Consider the following 18,448-nt stretch of genomic DNA (forward strand, 5'->3'; position numbering starts at 1 on the left):
AATCGACAAGTGCTCAAAAGCGCCAAAACAGGGTTATCCAAAACAGTATTGTAACGTTTCTATGCAGAGTGTTTTAGATAGAAACAGCTAAACCCCAATCTGGATAGCATGACACCACGCCTGTAGGTTAAGACCGATATTTTTGGGAAAACCGCACCTTGTGCGGTTTTCCCAAAAATATCGGTCTTAATTAGGCGCGTAACGCTATGACTATTGGTTTTGATTAAAATCTGGCAGCATTGCCATTGCTGGAATCAACGCAGCTGTGCGTTCGGCTGAGAAATCTGCGATCGCACCCCAGGCCGCATCCCACAGTCGGGCGGGTTTCAGATCATCTTTAACTAAGTTCCACAACTGGCGCACTTCGTCCGTATGCAGGCGATCATCTTCGGTCAGTGCCAGGAGCAACTGTCGTCGTAGGTACTGCCCTTCTTCCGAGAGGAGATACTGTAGGCCCAGTTGAGCGGTAGGAATTAAGTCAAAGCCTGTATCGGCGCGGGCGATCCGGATCATGTTTTCCAAGCGCTGCCACTGGAACTTGCCGTCTTTGAACAGGATTTCGATTAGGCGGCGGCGCAGCGAGGGCGTTTCGCCCATCAGCAACCGACGTGCGACATAGGGATACGCGACATCCACAATTTTGAAATCCGGGCTGAGGCTGAGCGCTAAGCCTTCTTGCGTCACAAGTGAACGAATAATCAGCGCGAACTTGGCCGGAACTCGGAACGGATACTCATACATCAGCTCCGAAAACTGGTCGGTAATCGTCTTAAAGTTGAAGTCCCGCACGCTTTCCCCGATTGCATTGCCCAATACCGCTTCCAAAGCTGGCAGGATCGGGTGAATATCGGTATCCGGCGTTAAAAAGCCGAGTTTGACAAAATCCCGCGCCAGATCGTCGTAGTCCTGATTGATTAGATGAACCACTGAATCAACCAGCGTTTCCTTCATCTCCTGCTCTAGTTGATCCATCATGCCGAAGTCGATGTAGGCCATCCGGCCATCGGGCATGGCAAACAGATTACCGGGGTGGGGATCAGCATGGAAGAAGCCAAACTCTAGGAGTTGGCGTAAACCGGTCGTCACACCAGTTTCAATAAGATCTTCGGTATTTAGATTAGCGGCTGCAATCGCAGCAGTATCGTTCAGCTTAAAGCCATTAATCCATTCCAGCGTCAAGACGCGCTTGCTGCTGTAGCGCCAGTAGATCGCGGGTACCTTCACCCGTGGATCATCTTGGAAGTTGACCGCAAATTTTTCAGCGTTGCGTCCTTCATTCAGGTAATCGACTTCTTCGAACAGTTTGGTGCCAAACTCATCGACAATCAGTGTGAGATCGTGACCTAAATTCAGCGGCAAGAACGGCGATAGCCACTTAGCCGACCAGCGCATCAGGAATAGATCCATTGAGATGATCGGTCGCAAGCCCGGACGCTGGACTTTGACCGCCACGTCTTCGCCGCTGTAAAGCTTGGCCTTGTACACCTGGCCCAAACTGGCCGCAGCGACAGGGGTGGGTGAAATTTCTCGGTAAACTGACTCCGGAGCCTGCCCTAGTTCAGCTTCAATCAGCTCAAACGCGACTCGGTTCGAAAAGGGCGGTAGCTGATCCTGTAGCTTGATCAGTTCATCTAAAAAATCGGGTCGAATTAAGTCTGGGCGGGTTGAAAGGGCTTGCCCGACTTTAATAAACGTTGGCCCGAGCTGGGTCAGAATCCGTCGTAGCTGAGTAGCCCGTTTGCCTTTACTGGCCGCTTCTTTATGAAACCACTGATCCCACTGCAGGCCGATTAAAAATCCGGTAAACATCCAGACGATTCGAATAGCACGCCACAGGATTAAAAACGGACGGGATCGGTAGTAACGTGCGATCGCATCGGCATCATAACGACTTAACTGGGCTGGACTCTGACTCACGCGTTCACAAGCCTCTAGTAGCAACGATCTGCGAATAGCAAATCCTAAACAGGGAAGAAGAATTTGAGAATTTCTTCTCTTTATCTTTAGTCTTAACTATAGTATAGGAAACTACAAATAACTCTATCCACCTTGAGGGTTTTATAAATTTTTGTATCCGCCGAACGATAGATAAAGCCCTATCACTACAACCGCTGCGATTATGACCATTCTCCTTCAGGGATCAAGATTCCCCCTAGTCGCTGCACCGTCGTGTTTTCCATGTAATAGCACCAGGCTTGACCGAGACTTTGATAGTCCGGCGTAAAAACATCTGTCCATCGCCGCTCGTATTGGTTGAGATGGGCAGGCTGATGGGGAGAATAGCCCTCTAGCTGATCCAGCTGGTTCAGTATTTGCTCCGCCAGATCAACTGGGAACGAGAGCAGATAGCCTTTGATCCAATTAGGGCCAATTGTTAAACCGGGATAGCCCACTGGAAGACCATAGAGCGCGCCGTTAACCAGTGCCAGCTGCTCCTGTTGGGTATGGCCAGCGCAGTAACGGTGGTAGTTGTGAAAGCCTGGTTTAAGCGTGCCGTAAACAAAAATGTGCAACATGATGAGAATTTGAACTAGACATAGTAAAAGCCCCGCATAGCAGGGCTTTTATCTTGTTTTTTGCTGTGCAATTTGAGCACTTGGCATGGGGGAAGAGAGCGATCTATTGATTGGCCTCAACATAAATTAAAGGAATGAATCAGGAGATAGCTCTTTGGCAGGCAGCTTCAGACAGCGCTTGAGATGATCAACGTGATAAGTTCGTCTCACCTTGGGGAAAATGGGCAGATTGCGGAGTGCCCAAAGTCTGAGTTTTAGCCAAGTGTGTTGGTTCGTTGGAGTGTGGTGATTGTTATTCATGGGGGCGTACTAAATCAAAATGAGAAGCTATACATTACACATACATAAATCCACAGACGATCTTGCTTTTTTCGGCCTGATCCTGCTTTTTTCATAGGGTGCCCAGCTTGAATCTAACTCTAAACACCTAAACTAGAAGGCTCATCTGCTAAATGATGGAACTCGCTGTTCAGTGCTGAATGGATTGGGCAAAACCTACCTCTCTATCTTGAACCGAATTAGAGATTAAAACACTATCTCTATGCGGGTGATTTTAATCTGTCTTCAGAGAGAGGTCGGTTATTTCAAGATTTGATGACGAGTGTTGAGATTGCGGAACGGCTGGGTAGGGGTAATGATGAATATAGCTATGACGCCAAACTAGTTCGTTAATCTCCTAGGTAAATACCAACGGCGCGGGCGGTTTTGACCAAGGTGCCATCGGCATCGACGGCCCGATAATGTGCGATCGCAGCTTCGATTGGCACACTAACCACCTGACGATTCTGCCATGTCACCATCCGGTCATATTTTTCTTCGGCGATCAGATCCACGGCGGCGACACCAAAGGTTGTTGCCATCAGCCGATCTAATGGAGAAGGTGTTCCCCCTCGCTGCACATGTCCTAGCACGGTTACGCGCGTTTCGGCACCACTACAGGCCGAGATTCGATCCGCCAGATGCTGACCAATGCCACCTAAGCGCGACTGTCCCAAGCTGTTAACATTTTTAACTTGGCAACCGTTTTCGTCCGGCACGGCCTCAGCTACCACCATCAGCATGAAGTTTTGCCCGACGCTCTGTAAGTGGCGAATCTTGTCGCAAATCCGGTCTAGGCTATAGGGGATTTCCGGGATCAAAATTACATCAGCGCCGCCCGCAATTCCCGCACTGATGGCGATATGTCCGGCATCGCGGCCCATGACTTCTAAAATCATCACGCGGGAGTGGCTAGCAGCAGTAAAGTGTAAGCGATCCAGCGCTTCGGTCGCGATATTCACCGCTGTGTCAAAGCCAATCGAGCGTTCGGTCAAGCCAATGTCGTTGTCGATGGTTTTCGGAATACCGACCAGGTTCCAGCCGCCTCGCTGCGCTAGTTTTCTTAGAATAGAAAGGCTACCGTCTCCACCGATGCCGATCATGGCATCCAGCCCAAGCTGGTGATAACCATCAACAATTTCCTGAGTGCGATCGCATAGTGTGCCATCGGGCATAGGGAAAGCAAACGGATTGCCTTTGTTCGTCGTGCCCAGCATCGTGCCGCCCATCGTCAACAGACCACTGACACAGTGCGCATCCTTAAACTCAACCGCTTCCAGCGGACGAGCCATCAAGCCATTCGTAGCACGACAGATGCCAACAACCTCCCAGTCATACGTTTCGACCGCTCGCAGCACCACTGCACGAATCACTGCATTGAGACCGGCACAGTCACCGCCACTTGTCATGATGCCAATACGCTTCTTGTTGCCCATTGCCGGGTGCTCCTAAATTGTAATAAACAACTGCTTCTGCAAGCGATAACTAAAAGGTGACAAGCCAAGAATTCAATGCAGTGAATTCCTGATTAGAAACTGAATCTTTTCTTAAGGTAATCTTCAGTTTCTGTTGGTAATGTGGATGGAATTTGTATAAGCAACACTGATTGAATCTGTGATTAACAATGTGAAGTAACTGAAAGCAAGAGTTCAAACAATGGACGTTGATGGATGAGAGCTTAATTTAGGAGCCTAATCAACTGTTACTCGTCGTGAAATCTTAATCACTAACTTGCCGATGGTTTTACCCGTTTCGTTATGGGCTCATTCCTGTCTCATCAGGTCTGCTACATGCTACAGCTAATAGCAGGTTATGTTTTGGAGAGTTAGATGCATCAGTTTGTACCAAACATTACGCCAAACCTGAATATTGCATCAAACTCTGCCGAGTAGCAGATTCGCAAACTGATTGCCTTCGATACAATAGTTAAAGAAACAAAAGAAAAATGTAATAATTTACCCTCAAAGATGTGCTATTCGGAGCCATTCGAATCGTACCTATCAAGACAAATAAAAAAGTAGACTGCTCTGACACAGAAATTATCAGAATTTTGACTCCAATTTGAAGAAAGGAGGTAAAGAAAAGCTAAATTTTAATCGTGCATTTCACTGCCCTTGTAGCTGGTTTTTGACGGATAGAGAAGATTTGAAAACCAGGCTTGATTTCCTTCTGGAGCTGAACAATGAGATTTAGTGTCACGGTTTTTTGACGTTGGATGAAGGGCGATTTTGGTCGGTTCATTATCTTTCGGCTCATCATCTTACAGCCATAGCCACCCTGTTCAGTATTTATGCTTTCTGTAGTTCATCTAAAAGTTCACTGGCTTATGGAGTATGCCTTCTTAATATGAGGGAGACGGGATGAATAGGGATTTTGTGCTGAGCCTTTCGTTTACCTTGCCAGATTGCGAACAGAACATTTGAGTCTCCCAACCCGCTGTTCACTATTTCGGAGAAAAATATGGTTGATTCTATTGCACAACCCATCACTCAAGAGTTTTCACTGGATCGCGACTGCACTACATTGTCGCGTCACGTATTACAGCAGTTACAGAGCTATGGCCCTGATGCCCAAGATTTGAGCGCATTGATGAACCGAGTGGCATTAGCAGGCAAACTGGTGGCGCGTCATCTGACCCGGGCTGGACTGGTGGAAAATGCCTTGGGTTTTACAGGCGGCACCAATGTGCAGGGGGAAGCCGTCAAAAAGATGGATCTCTACGCCAATCGGGTTTTCATCTCCGCATTTGAACAGAGCGGTTTGGTTTGCCGACTGGCATCCGAAGAAATGGACGATCCCTACTACATTCCCGAGAACTGCCCCATTGGTCGCTACACGCTGCTCTACGATCCGATTGATGGTTCCTCGAATGTTGATATCAACCTGAACGTCGGCTCGATTTTCGCCATTCGACAACAGGAGGGGAACGACGAGAAACAGGACGCCGCTGATCTGCTGCAGCCTGGACATAAGCAAATCGCGGCTGGATACATCCTCTACGGGCCGAGTACGGTACTGGTCTATTCCATTGGTAATGGCGTTCATTCCTTTGTGCTTGACCCCAGTTTAGGCGAATTTATCTTGGCTGAAGAAAATATCACTGTGCCGGAGCATGGCCCCGTCTATAGTGTGAACGAGGGTAATTTCTGGCAGTGGGATGAGTCGATTCGCGACTATATTCGCTACGTTCATCGTCATGAGGGTTATTCAGCTCGCTACAGCGGTGCTCTGGTCGGTGACTTCCATCGCATTTTGCTCCAGGGCGGCGTGTTTCTTTATCCCGGCACGGTCAAAAAGCCAGAAGGCAAGCTGCGACTGCTGTACGAGACTGCACCATTGGCCTACTTGATGGAACAAGCGGGAGGGAGCGCCAGCACAGGTACTCAGCGAACTTTAGACGTAGTGCCCGATAAGCTCCACATGCGGACTCCATTTGTAGTGGGCAGCAAAGAAGATGTCGCCCTAGTGGAGTCGTTTATTCAAGACCGGGCTCGCCGCGATCGCGAAATGGCTTCTACGCCATAGCCCTTCATTTGAACCTGCCTCAGTGCATAGCAGATTGCGGATTAACGCATTTACCCCTTAAGACACTTTCTCAATCTTGATGCAATTGACCAGATTGTAAGTACTAAAGCCAAACAGGAGACTGATTTATTTATGACTGCTGCGACCAATAACAATCATCTAAAAGAAATTCGGGCCTATGGCCAGAGTATTTGGATGGACAATCTCAGACGAGATTTGATTGAATCCGGTGAACTCAAGTCTTTGATCACCGATCGCGAAATCTCTGGGATCACGTCCAATCCGGCCATTTTCCAAAAAGCGATCGCAGGTAATGCGATTTATGACGCAGACATCGAAGCGGGCATTCGGGCCAACAAATCGGTTGATGAAATTTACGAAGACCTTGTATTTGCCGATATTCGCAATGCTTGCGATGTTTTCCGCCCCATTTATGACGAAACCGACGGCTTAGATGGCTACGTCAGCATTGAGCTACCGCCCGCCATCGCTGGCGATACAGCAGGATCGATTCAGGAAGCCAAGCGCTACTATCGCGAGATCGATCGGCCCAACGTCATGGTCAAGATCCCCGGCACCTCTGCTGGCATTGCCGCCGTGGAAGAAGTGATCAAAGAAGGGATCAACGTCAACATTACGCTGCTCTTTTCCGTAGACAGCTATACTGACGCGGCTTGGACCTATATTCGCGGCCTCGAAGCTCGCGCCGCCGAAGGCAAGGACATCAGCAAAATCTCCTCCGTTGCCAGCTTCTTCCTCAGCCGCATCGACACCAAAGTGGATGATCGGATTGACGAAAAGCTAGAGGGCATCGACGATCTCTCCCAAAAAGCGAAGCTACAGGAGTTAAAAGGTAAAGTTGCGATCGCAAATGCGAAGGTGGCCTACCAAAACTATTTGGAAATTATCAACAGCGATCGCTGGCAGGCACTGAAGGAAAAAGGAGCCAATGTCCAGCGGCTGCTCTGGGCCAGCACCAGCACCAAAAATCCTGAGTACAGCGACGTGATGTACGTTGACGAGCTAGTTGGGCCGGACACGGTCAACACCTTGCCGCCCGATACGATTGAAGCCTGTGCCGATCACTGCGATGTAGCAAGCCGGGTTGAGCAAAACATTGACGAAGCCCGTCACACCCTGGCAGCGCTAGCCGAGGCAGGTATTGATCTAGATGCCATCATGGACGAGCTGCTGGAGGAAGGCATCGATAAATTCGTGCAGCCCTTCGATTCTTTGATGAAATCACTGGAAGAAAAAGTAAACACTTTGTCTCCGGTATAGAACTAAACGTTTAGAGATGGGGATCTGACCTTCAATAGGGGAGGCTCCCCGTCTGTCAATTCGTCCTCCGTTTTTTGCTCTTGCTCTCTCCTTGCCCTCTGTTCTATCAGTTACTGCGTTTATGGTTACTCTGCTTGAAAATCCGCTGCGCGTTGGCTTGCAGCAAGACCGCATCCCAGAACCTCAAATTTTAACGATCTATGGAGCATCTGGTGATCTGACCCAGCGTAAGCTCGTGCCTGCCCTTTACCAGATGTATCTAGAGCGCAAGCTGCCTCCTGAGATCACCATTGTCGGGGTGGCACGAAGGGACTGGAGTCACGATTTCTTCCGGGAACATCTAAGGGAAGGCATTGAAGAATTTGGCGGCGGTCTTGTATCAGAGGAAATCTGGAATACCTTTGCCAAGGGAATATTCTACTGCTCTGGCAACCTGGATCAGCCCGAGAGCTACCAAAAACTGAAGGCATTTCTGGGCGAACTAGACGAAGAACGCGGGACTCGCGGCAATCGCGTCTTTTATTTGTCAGTTGCCCCTCGCTTCTTTGCTGAAGCAACGCAACAGCTTGGTGATGCAGGGATGTTGGATGATCCAGCCAAGCAGCGACTGGTAATTGAAAAACCCTTTGGACGGGACTTAAGTACAGCTCAAAGCCTGAATCGAGTTGTGCAGCAGGTTTGCCACGAATCGCAGATTTATCGGATTGACCACTACCTCGGCAAAGAAACAGTACAAAATCTGCTGGTCTTCCGCTTTGCCAACGCCATCTTTGAGCCGCTCTGGAACCGCCAGTTCGTCGATCATGTCCAGATTACCGTAGCTGAAACTGTTGGCTTGGAAGGTCGCGCTGGCTACTACGAAACTGCTGGCGCGCTGCGAGACATGGTGCAAAACCACCTGATGCAGCTTTTTTGCCTGACCGCGATGGAACCGCCTAACTCGCTGGATGCCGATAGCATCCGCAGCGAAAAAGTGAAAGTTTTACAGGCCACACACCTGGCGAATCTGGATGATCTAAATCTGTCGGCTATTCGGGGGCAGTATACAAATGGCTGGATGAAAGGCAAAGAGGTACCCAGCTATCGCGCTGAAGAAGGCGCAACGCCTGAATCAACAACACCGACCTACTCAGCCCTCAAGCTGCATATTGATAACTGGCGCTGGCGCGGTGTTCCCTTCTATATGCGTACAGGTAAGCGAATGCCGAAAAAGGTGACAGAAATTGCGATCCAGTTTCGGGAAGTACCGCACCTGATGTTTCAATCGGCGGCTAAGCAAGCCAATCCGAATATTCTGGCCATGCGGATTCAGCCAGATGAAGGAATCTCAATGCGATTCGAAGTGAAAACACCGGGGAATTCGCTGCGCACTCGCTCCGTTGATATGGATTTCCGCTACGATACAGCCTTCGGACAAGCCAACGTGGATGCCTATGCTCGCTTGCTCGTAGACTGCATGCTCGGCGATCAAACCCTGTTTACCCGTGGTGACGAGGTAGAAGCATCCTGGCGGATTTTAACCCCCATTCTGTCCATTTGGGATGCACCCGCCTCATCCGATGCGATTCCGCTTTATGAAGCAGGCTCCTGGGGCCCTGTTGAAGCTGAAATGCTGTTGAATCGTGAGGGTCGTCGTTGGCGACGACTATAGGTTTAGAGTTTTTGACCTTTGCAGCCTCCGAAACGTAACTCCTTATCCTTGACGATCTGGACTAACATCTATGACCACTCCACTTGTTGCTCTCCAAAAACCAATCGATATCTCGCTCGACGAGATTGAAGCAGAACTCACTCAAATCTGGCGATCGCAGGGTGATGGAAAAGCTTCTGTCGCTACCCGTGCGACAACATTTAGCATTGTTGTTTACGAACCCGAGGAATTTCAGCAGCTTCTGGGCATCTTGGGGTTTTATCAGGGCAAGATCGACGGCATTCACGGTGAGCAAACTAAACAGGCGGTTCGCGAAGCCCAAATGGCCTATGATCTGCGAGTTACAGGTCGGGTTGATTCCACAACTCTCGCTCGTTTGCGGCAAGAGTTTGTTAAGCTGCCGCCTGAGCAACAGATCTGCACCAACGAAGATATCCGCGGCTTCCACATCAGCAGCAGTATTGCCGCTCAGAATCCTTGTCGTGTTATTATCCTCTGTCCCACTATGGGAAAAGACCAAGGAGTAACGGCGCAGGTTTCAGCCTATTGCCCAGTACAGCGCCACGGTTCTAGCAGTCGCCTAATCTGTTGCGAATACATTACGCTACGCGGCACGAAGCAGGCGCTAGAGCGGGTGAGCGAAGTGGTCAGTTCACTGATGATTCCTGACTTACCGAAGTTTGTCTGGTGGAAAGCAACTCCGAATCCTGAGCAGGAACTGTTTCAGGCGCTTTCTAAAAGCTGCAATTGCTTGATCATGGATTCTAGCTTTTTCAGCGATCCAGAGTCGGAGTTCATCAAAATCAGCGATTTGATTGAAGAAGAAACCTATATTGCCGATTTGAACTGGCACCGCCTATTTCCCTGGCAAGAATTAACGGCTGCGGCGTTTGATCCGCCGGAACGTCGCTTGGCACTACAGGAAATCGACCAAATTGCTATCGACTATGAAAAGGGCAGCGCAGCTCAGGCTCTGATGTTCTTGGGCTGGATTGCCAGCAGACTCGAATGGACGCCCGTTCGTTGCAAAACAACGGGCGGCGATTACGACTTACAACATATCTACTTTGAAGCGCCAAATGGTCGCGAGATTGAGGCCGAGTTAGCTGCCATTCCGACCGCAGACTGGGGCGAGATTCCCGGCGATCTGACGGCATTACGATTGACCTCAACGAATCCGGAAGCTGACTGCTGCACGATTCTCTGCTCTGAGACAACGGGCTGCATGCGGATGGAAGCGGGCGGCGGCGCTCAATCTTGTCGGACTGAACAGGTAACGGCCCTATCGGATCAAAAGGCGGAGTTTTTGCTGAGCCAGCAGCTGCAGCGCTGGGGACGCGAAATTTTGTATGAAGAGAGTTTGGATGTGACGACTCAGATTTTGCGGCTTAAGAAGTAGTTTGACTGGAGTCGATAAGTTTAATGGATTGAAGTAGGGGAAGGTTTGCTGAGGCGGGCCTTCCTCTTTTCGTTTTGAGTCTGTTTGAGTTGATGGTTTATGGTTGATGGTGCGATCGCATCTGTTCTGTATCAAACTATATTTGTTTTTTCTGATCTCATCGATTCTCTCTGACGAAACGTGACAGTGTTCTATACGGGGATACAGGTAGCTGATTAAAATGTAAAGCTGGAATATTAGGCTGGCTTTTTGTTATACAGCTTTATGATTTTTTATGATTGCTAAGAGTATTGAAACGACTGATACAGCAAAACTCAAACCAGATTGGGCCGGACAAGACATCCTTTCTCGCCTCGTCAATCTGCTGATTCAAACCAAGCCTCTGTACGCGCTAATGAAGCGTCAGGCGCGTCAGGTTTTGATTAAAACCGCAGAGAAGCACGGCATCCCTTGGCGACAGAATTACCATGCGCTTGAAACGTCTGGCATTCAGTCCACCTTGGCCCAGATGACTAATCCAGCGGTTGACTATCCTGACTATTTCCAGGTGCCGTTTCATGCTTATGCTGACGGTAATTTGTGCTGGAATGCGGCGTTTGAAGCTGAATCCGCCACCTACTCAATGGCGCTGCGAGTGTGGCCACAGGAGGAATTAACCTGGCAAACGGCTCATGACCGCTTGCGCTCCAGCTTTCATCAAGTTTTAGCGGAGCAAATTACCAGTCCGATCCGCGATATTTTGGATATAGGCTGCTCAGTGGGAATCTCGACGCTCAGCCTGCATCGCTACTATGCTGCTCAACAGTCCAGTGGCTATTCGTCAACGCCAGTGCGGACAATTGGCCTGGACTTATCCCCTTACATGCTGGCCGTAGCGAAATTCCGTGATGTCAATCATGAAATTACTAACTGGGTTCACGCCAAAGCCGAACAGACTGATTTTCCCGACCAGACTTTTGATTTAGTTACGCTTCAGTTTGTGCTGCATGAGTTACCTCGGCAGGCAGCGACAGCGATTTTCCGAGAAGCTCACCGACTGCTACGTCTAGGTGGACATCTTGCGATCGCAGATAATAATCCCAAGTCACCCGTGATCCAAAACTTGCCCCCGGTGCTGTTTACGCTCATGAAAAGTACCGAACCCTGGAGCGATGATTACTATACGTTTGACGTTGAGGCGGCGCTACAGCAGGTGGGCTTCATTCACTGTACTACCGTGGCCAGCGATCCCCGCCACCGCACAATCGTGGCCCGTAAGCCGTCATGATACACAGTTCAATTAAAAATTGATGATTTATGTTGTGTAGCAGGCTTGCTTCACACGCCTGCTACACAGCATAAGTCGGGTTTCCGCACAAACACGAAAATTGGGCGTTGGCAACAAATTCGTTTCGCCAACGCCGGAGTCTGAGCCAAATTCTGTATATGACCTCTAGTCAAGCCTAGAGGTAGTGATATCAGCTAGTAAGCTAGCGTTTCCAGTGTTTCCCGCAGATAGCGGCTCACCAACATATCCAAGCTAGTATTTTGGACATCACGAGTTTGCTCTAGCTTCCAGCGTTGGAAACCAGAACTATCTGCGATCGCCTGCTTCAGGCTATTCCAAACCTGAGTTTCTTGTTCAAAAGTGCTATAGAGCGTCGAGGGGTTTGCCATAGAAACCTCAAAAGTGCGTCAGGTGTTCCAGAAATCAGCTATTACAGCTTTTATCACTGCTGTTTACAGGATAGCGCAGCCTCAGAAAACTGCTGTAGCGCTTGAAACACTAGCTTTAGAAAAAATTTAGAAATAAAACGCTCAGGAATTTACTCTTCTTCTAGAAAATCAATGTCAGACGAGCGTTCAAGGATCTCATCTGCGATCGCGGCTTCTTCCTCGCTCATGTTGCCAAAACTAATTGATTGATGACGAATTTGAGAGAAAATTCGATAGGCATCTAGGCTTAAAGAAGACGGCTCAATAGGGTTGGCCGAAATGGAAGCAATTGCGCTGGTTCTCACCAAGCTATACTCAACGTTTTCGGTATAGATAGTGAACGTTACGTTGAAAACCTCAAAGAAGTTGATCACCCAGCGACAATCCTCTTCCGATTCATCTTTGTAATAGTGGATTAAATCAGCAATCCGTGTTTCAAGATGCGTTCTGGAATTACGACAGATCAGAATAAGTTTGAGTAAAACGCTGACGATTGGCAGCGAATTGCCGTTGGCTAGCAGCATACAGAAGAGTGGAGAGGGTGACTCTCGATCTTCTGTCGTTAAGTATTCAATGACCCGATTACAGGTGCGCAGCAGCAGCGCATTATTAATTTCGGCATCGTGATGGTCTAGGTAGAGTTCGTCTAGCTTATGGCCTAAGTGATGCCGGATGGCAAGGGCCGCATTTTCATCTGGTAGGGCAAACAGAATATACCGCAGTAGGCTCTTCTTAAAGTTTTCGTAGCGACTGCCCTGAATTTGACGCACAAAGATATTGGCCAAATTAGCGTAGCTAAACGTGCCGCGCCGCATCACAATGGTTTTGATTAATCGCAGTACTCCCTCTCCCAATCCCGTCGGATTATTCGGCATCTCGCTGATCGATCTCGCTGCTTGTGACTTCGCTGTGTATAGAGCTAAATCCAGCTTGAAACGATCTTTTAGCTGCTGGGCGGCCAGACGAGCTGCTTCTCGCTGCTCCGTTGGATTATCGGCATCAGCGAATTGGGAAGTGAGCAAATAGGCAGTGTAGCGCGATGTCCAGTGTTTTTCTCGCTCTTGTGGCGGTAAATAACGAGCCGCAAACAGCTTGAGATCTTCGTAGTCTTTGCTGTGGACAAAATCAAACAGCCAGCTTCTGAGCCGCTTGAGGGTTGGTGAAACGGTTCGGCGATGAATGAGCGGATCTTGAAACAGGAGGACGAGATCTTGAATGGCTTTATGCTGGCGCGAGGTCTCCCAGTTATTAATCAAGATGTAGCAAGAGCGCTTTAGGGTATTGCGAAACTCCTTTGCGTCGTTCGCAAAAACGATTTCATAAAGCGCTGGCAGTGTATTAGAGCTGACTGTATCAACGTGTTGGATAAACAGTCGCTTGAACTCTTCTAAAACCGCTTCGGCTGGATAGTGTTTGACGGCATCCAGCAAAAAAGCATAGATAGCTTCTTGCGCCTCGCGGGAACTTCGACCCATTAGCCGCTGCCGGTTAAAGGAATGGGGGGACACATCATTCAAGACTCGATCCACAATCATGAGCACTGCCTAGTCAAATGGTGAAATCATCGAAACAGGGAATGAGAAAAGTAGATTCACGCATTAGCTTTATCTTATCGATACCCCACATTACTAAGGTCAGTGAGAGTGACCCAAAGTTATGCACACCTTGCACAATTTGCGCTGTACCGAATGCCGTATCTATCAGACGTATGTAACCAATGCAAAGTTCATGTCAAGCTGCTTCAGATACACGGAGTAATGTGCTGCAAGAGCTAAACTCTACGGGGAACTGCAGCCTCTGAGTCAAATCAGTTAGTTCAACTCAGCAAACGAACGAATTGGCTAATGTCGACGCATCCAGTGGTGGGCAGATACGCAATCGCAACTCCAGATGAGAGCCAGCGCCGCTGCGGTTTGGGCAGAGGGGTACGGCTCTCGGCAAGGAGTCGCTTTGCAGGAAGAAAAAAAGCTAGTCATAACTATCAACACGGTGAGACAACCAAAGTACGGAAGGAGTGAAAATACGGAAAACACGCTATTTGAAGCTACACTCATTTAATTTGCCCTGATCCAATAGAAACTATCTCTCACTAAGATTTAGCAATGCACTATTGGCCCAGCGCTTTCCCATTGGGTTTATTGATCTTTAATGCGGCTTGGCTGAGTAGAGGGCGAATTATACCGTCAATCGACTTGGAGATGCACCAAATCCGAGTTATGAATACATTACTACGGATACATTGGGATTTCAGTGACAATACCCATACGCTGTGGGTGATATTAGGGTGACATTGGACTGACTGAAAACACGATTGCCGTGTGATCTAGTCCCCAATTAGGCCTTATCTGCCTCTAATCTATCCATAAAAGGCTGGTTTTACTACGAAAAAGCCCCATATCACTCGCTTCTACAAAAACGATTCAACTCTTCACAAGTCGAGTCGAATTTCAATCTACCCCAGTTATTAATTGAGGTGCCTTTGCTTCACATACCTTATCAAATTAATAATCTTGAGTACTATCACTTAATACTGATATTGATCGTGATACTGGTTGATAGGTAACGACATCATTCAGGGAATTTGCCAGATAGGTTGCCCTAGCCACAAAATCATCTCTGCGGGGTTTGCGGCAGATATGGCCATCGCTACTTTGGTTAAGACATTTACGAAATCCAACGTTTAAACGTTTGAACGTTTTCAGAGTTTCCCAACGTCCTCATCAATGTAACTACTGCTATACAAAAAAGACTTCATAAAAAATCCGAACATCGAAAATGCAGCACATTTCTAAATTTGGTGCTGCATTTGTTCATAGCGTTCTCTAGGCACTTTCTAACGCTGGATGAATAGTAGACTGCTGTAAAGATGAAATGCGTCGTCCCAATTAGACTTGGTTTGACGGGAAATATCGATGTGAGATTTAAAGTTAGCACCCAGTAAATCGATTAAATCTAAAGCACTTTCGCCAAATATCGTGAAATCGGATTGGATTGGCCCGGTTATTCGCTGATTTAAGCCATAAATTAGCCGATTCCAGCTAATGCGATTCGTGAGTTGTGTGAGATTAGGGGGTTCATTGGGCATGGGTGCAAACTCAACGCTGCGCTGAAACTGGTAGGTGCGATCGCAGATCCGCAGAATACTGTTGCGTCTCGGTAGATGCAGATCACAAATTTGCATGTAGTCCTGGGTACGCTCCTTGCGCTGGAGCTTGTTCCACGGCCCCAGATCCACAACAGATTCTAGAATCGGCAAGCGACCTTCTACCCGCTGGCTGACTTCTGACCAATCAAACGCCAGTGCGCCCAATTGGTCGTCTTCGCTGTGACAAATTGCCGTGGCCTGCAGATCGAGGGACTGGAACCGATCGACGCGGAAGATATGCACCTGCTGCAAGGTGGAAATTCGCTGGCAGAAGGCGGGCACATTTACCTGCCGCAGCTCATCAACATAAAAATTCAGTGCCCCAATGGAACCGATGCGATGCAGTCGCCAGCCGCGACTGGGCAACTGCATCTGAGCCAGATAGGGTTCAATTTGCATCACCTTGGCAAATCCCTGAGCGACCTCACGCCGCTGTTCTCCCACCACTGGCTCAATGACGAGTAACCCTAGCTCCTGGTCACTGGGTTCCGCCGTCGCCTCTTGCATGGCCTGCTGACGGCGCTGCGCTTCAATTTCGTCCAGGCGTTGTAAGCCCTGGCGAGCTTGGGTAACCACTTTGGGAACCGTAGCCGCCTTGAGCAGTTTGCGATAGGTGACTTCTGCCGCCTGTAGTTTTCCTGTTGCCTCCTGAAATCGACCGACATACAGCCGAAACCAAGGATCTTGGGAATTTTCTTGCTGCCACTGCTTGAGCAGTTGGGCCACCGTGCGGTAGTCCTTTTGCTCCAGTGCTTCAGCAACTTCCTTCTGCATTTTTCCTGATCCTTCTACTTACATGAAATCCGGTTGAAAACCCAATTTATTTTTGTGAAACGCTTGCTCCGCAAGCGTTTCACAAAAATAAATTGGGTTCTTACACGCGGACTTGATATTACTAGTATTTTCGCTCCTTCGGTTCAAACATACCCAGAGCGACGGGTCGATAGCTCAACTCAATGCCCGCAGGTGAATAATAGGCCAGCGTATGCTGCAAGAAATTAGCGTCGTCTCGCGTGGGGAAATCTTCCCGCGAGTGAGAACCCCGGCTTTCCTTGCGCTCTAAAGCCGACGTGAGAATCATCCGTCCCACGACCATCAGGTTCCGCAGCTCTAGCGCTTCAATGATTTCGGTATTCCAAAGTTTTTCCTTGTCGTCCAGATAGATTTGACCGTAGTTCGCCTGAATTGCCTCCAGCTTGTCAATGCCTTCCTGCATGACATCGGCTTGGCGGAAGACGCCACAGTGCTCGGTGATGCAGTCTTGATACTGCTGGCGCAGGTCGTGAATCCGCATAGTGCCCTTTTGATCCAAGAGTGACTGAATCTGAGCTTGGGCTTCCTGAATATACCGATCGCAATCTACATCCGGTAACTTTTGGTTGAGGACATACTGTGAGATCGCAGCTCCGGTACGGCGACCAAACACGACGCATTCCAATAGGGAATTGCTGCCCAGCCGATTGGCACCGTGGACGGACACACAGGCTGCTTCTCCCGCTGCGAAGAAGTTGTCAACTAAACCATCGGCACCGCTGCGCACTTGACCATCGAGATTAACCGGAATGCCGCCCATTGAATAGTGAACCGTGGGCCGCACCGGAATCGGTTCCGTAATCGCGTCAACGCCCAGCAGCCGATGTGCCTCTTCCCAGCAGAAGGGTACACGGCTCATGATTTTCTCTCGGCCCATGTGGCGCAGGTCAAGGTAAACGTATGGCCCACCTGCACTACCGTCCGGCTTGATGCCGCGACCCGCTCGAATTTCCTTGGTGATGGCGCGGGAGGTGATATCCCGTGGCGCTAGCTCCATCTGCTTGGGCGCATAGTGCTCCATAAAGCGCTGCCCTTCGCTGTTGATTAAGTACGCCCCTTCGCCCCGTACCGCTTCCGAAACGAGCACCCCAACCGGATATAGGCCCGTGGGATGGAACTGGACGAACTCCATATCTTGTAGCGGCAAACCTGCGATCGCAGTCATGGCCAGCCCGTCACCCGTTGAGGCAAAGTCATTCGACGTAGTGTTGAACACTCGCCCATAGCCACCCGTGGCAAACATAACCGCTTTGGCCCGCACTACCTCAATCTGCCCGTCCAGCAGGTGATACATGACGATGCCCTTGGCGCGACCTTCTTCCAAGATCAGGCGCATGACGTACCATTCGTCGTAAATCGTCACGCCGTAGCGCATCAGGTTGTTAATCAGTTCATGCAGAATGGCGTGTCCCGTTTTATCTGCTGCATAGCAGGTGCGCCGATGGGAATGGCCGCCAAAAGCTCGCTGCGCGATTCGACCATCTTCTAAGCGCGAGAACAAAACCCCCATGTGTTCGAGGTCAATCACTACATCCGGGGCTTCTTTGGCCAGGATTTCAACGGCATCCTGGTCGGCCAGATAGTCTGAACCCTTGACGGTATCGAAAGCGTGGGCTTCCCAGGAATCGGCATCGTCTACATTCTTCAGCGTAGCGGCGATTCCTCCCTGTGCGGCGACCGAATGAGAGCGAATCGGATGGGTTTTGGCAACAAGACCGACGCTTAGACTCGGATTGGTGCGAATAATTTCTAAGGCTGCTCTTGAACCCGCTAGCCCCCCGCCAACAATAATGACATCGTGTTCAATCATAGATTTTCTGTTGTCGATCTTCCTCCATCCTGACGCAACAAAAACGTCCTCACCCAAAGGTTAAGGAGATTCTTTATAAACTCAAATGATTTGTAGTCCTGTGTGGCATTCGCAGCGCCGCCCAGCATCGCCAGAAACGGTTTTGCTCCCATTTTGCTCACTAAGTAGCAGATTTGCTTGTTTTTGCCGTGATAAGGTTGGAGCTTCCTATTTTTAGAAAGCAATTTCCCTGATCTTTAGCAAAGGTGTCTGCGGTTATGCGACAGGTTCAATCGTCATCAGCGTTGGCTTTGGG

Annotated in this window: 12 protein-coding genes; 5 read left to right on the plus strand and 7 right to left on the minus strand. The window is 49.2% G+C overall.

Features of this window, described 5'->3' with window-relative positions; all coding sequences use genetic code 11:
* Positions 1-210: 210 nt before the first annotated feature.
* The 3 genes from AC286M_RS29410 to AC286M_RS29420 form a co-directional block, all read right to left on the minus strand.
* Positions 211-1,917 carry an ABC1 kinase family protein gene (locus AC286M_RS29410; RefSeq protein ID WP_488207769.1) on the minus strand — a complete coding sequence of 569 codons (1,707 nt, stop codon included), beginning with the start codon at positions 1,915-1,917 and terminating at the stop codon, positions 211-213.
* Positions 1,918-2,117: 200 nt separating this feature from the next.
* A complete protein-coding gene (locus tag AC286M_RS29415) occupies positions 2,118-2,516 on the minus strand; it encodes a gamma-glutamylcyclotransferase family protein (RefSeq protein WP_488207770.1) in 399 nt (132 codons plus the stop codon).
* A 668-nt stretch (positions 2,517-3,184) separates the two neighbouring features.
* Positions 3,185-4,270, minus strand: a complete 1,086-nt coding sequence (locus tag AC286M_RS29420; protein WP_488207771.1) for an ATP-dependent 6-phosphofructokinase — start codon at positions 4,268-4,270, stop codon at positions 3,185-3,187.
* 1,024 nt (positions 4,271-5,294) lie between these two features.
* Here AC286M_RS29420 and fbp point away from each other — a divergent pair.
* The 5 genes from fbp (at position 5,295) to AC286M_RS29445 (ending at position 11,957) form a co-directional block, all read left to right on the plus strand.
* The gene (gene fbp / locus AC286M_RS29425; protein WP_488207772.1) at positions 5,295-6,359 is read left to right on the plus strand and encodes a class 1 fructose-bisphosphatase; all 1,065 of its coding nucleotides are present in this window, start codon (positions 5,295-5,297) and stop codon (positions 6,357-6,359) included.
* Positions 6,360-6,491: 132 nt separating this feature from the next.
* Positions 6,492-7,640 (plus strand): transaldolase, encoded by a 1,149-nt coding sequence (gene tal / locus AC286M_RS29430; protein ID WP_488207773.1) that lies wholly within the window; start codon positions 6,492-6,494, stop codon positions 7,638-7,640.
* Between the two features lie 121 nt (positions 7,641-7,761).
* The gene (zwf, locus tag AC286M_RS29435; RefSeq protein ID WP_488207774.1) at positions 7,762-9,291 is read left to right on the plus strand and encodes a glucose-6-phosphate dehydrogenase; all 1,530 of its coding nucleotides are present in this window, start codon (positions 7,762-7,764) and stop codon (positions 9,289-9,291) included.
* Between the two features lie 70 nt (positions 9,292-9,361).
* On the plus strand, positions 9,362-10,690 hold the full coding sequence (gene opcA, locus AC286M_RS29440) for a glucose-6-phosphate dehydrogenase assembly protein OpcA (RefSeq protein WP_488207775.1): 1,329 nt from the start codon (positions 9,362-9,364) through the stop codon (positions 10,688-10,690).
* 274 nt (positions 10,691-10,964) lie between these two features.
* Positions 10,965-11,957, plus strand: coding sequence for a class I SAM-dependent methyltransferase (locus tag AC286M_RS29445; protein ID WP_488207776.1), 993 nt, complete (start codon positions 10,965-10,967; stop codon positions 11,955-11,957).
* 194 nt (positions 11,958-12,151) lie between these two features.
* Here AC286M_RS29445 and AC286M_RS29450 read toward each other — a convergent pair whose 3' ends face one another.
* From AC286M_RS29450 to AC286M_RS29465, 4 genes are all read right to left on the minus strand, one after another.
* Complete coding sequence (locus AC286M_RS29450) at positions 12,152-12,346, minus strand: hypothetical protein (protein WP_488207777.1); 195 nt, start codon at positions 12,344-12,346, stop codon at positions 12,152-12,154.
* Positions 12,347-12,495: 149 nt separating this feature from the next.
* The gene (locus tag AC286M_RS29455) at positions 12,496-13,920 is read right to left on the minus strand and encodes a Sll1247 family protein (protein WP_488207778.1); all 1,425 of its coding nucleotides are present in this window, start codon (positions 13,918-13,920) and stop codon (positions 12,496-12,498) included.
* A 1,298-nt stretch (positions 13,921-15,218) separates the two neighbouring features.
* A complete protein-coding gene (locus tag AC286M_RS29460) occupies positions 15,219-16,304 on the minus strand; it encodes a tetratricopeptide repeat protein (RefSeq protein WP_488207779.1) in 1,086 nt (361 codons plus the stop codon).
* 121 nt (positions 16,305-16,425) lie between these two features.
* Positions 16,426-18,153, minus strand: coding sequence for a succinate dehydrogenase/fumarate reductase flavoprotein subunit (locus AC286M_RS29465; RefSeq protein WP_488207780.1), 1,728 nt, complete (start codon positions 18,151-18,153; stop codon positions 16,426-16,428).
* Between the last annotated feature and the right edge of the window lie 295 nt (positions 18,154-18,448).

The sequence above is a fragment of the Thainema salinarum CENA647 genome, assembly GCF_057732415.1.

What these genes read in the sequence shown, in the direction of transcription:
- AC286M_RS29415 (WP_488207770.1), bottom strand. Translation starts at nt 2,516, where the DNA reads ATGTTGCACATTTTTGTTTACGGCACGCTTAAACCAGGCTTTCACAAC.
- AC286M_RS29420 (WP_488207771.1), bottom strand. Translation starts at nt 4,270, where the DNA reads ATGGGCAACAAGAAGCGTATTGGCATCATGACAAGTGGCGGTGACTGT.
- fbp (WP_488207772.1), top strand. Translation starts at nt 5,295, where the DNA reads ATGGTTGATTCTATTGCACAACCCATCACTCAAGAGTTTTCACTGGAT.
- tal (WP_488207773.1), top strand. Translation starts at nt 6,492, where the DNA reads ATGACTGCTGCGACCAATAACAATCATCTAAAAGAAATTCGGGCCTAT.
- zwf (WP_488207774.1), top strand. Translation starts at nt 7,762, where the DNA reads ATGGTTACTCTGCTTGAAAATCCGCTGCGCGTTGGCTTGCAGCAAGAC.
- opcA (WP_488207775.1), top strand. Translation starts at nt 9,362, where the DNA reads ATGACCACTCCACTTGTTGCTCTCCAAAAACCAATCGATATCTCGCTC.
- AC286M_RS29445 (WP_488207776.1), top strand. Translation starts at nt 10,965, where the DNA reads ATGATTGCTAAGAGTATTGAAACGACTGATACAGCAAAACTCAAACCA.
- AC286M_RS29450 (WP_488207777.1), bottom strand. Translation starts at nt 12,346, where the DNA reads ATGGCAAACCCCTCGACGCTCTATAGCACTTTTGAACAAGAAACTCAG.
- AC286M_RS29455 (WP_488207778.1), bottom strand. Translation starts at nt 13,920, where the DNA reads ATGATTGTGGATCGAGTCTTGAATGATGTGTCCCCCCATTCCTTTAAC.
- AC286M_RS29460 (WP_488207779.1), bottom strand. Translation starts at nt 16,304, where the DNA reads ATGCAGAAGGAAGTTGCTGAAGCACTGGAGCAAAAGGACTACCGCACG.
- AC286M_RS29465 (WP_488207780.1), bottom strand. Translation starts at nt 18,153, where the DNA reads ATGATTGAACACGATGTCATTATTGTTGGCGGGGGGCTAGCGGGTTCA.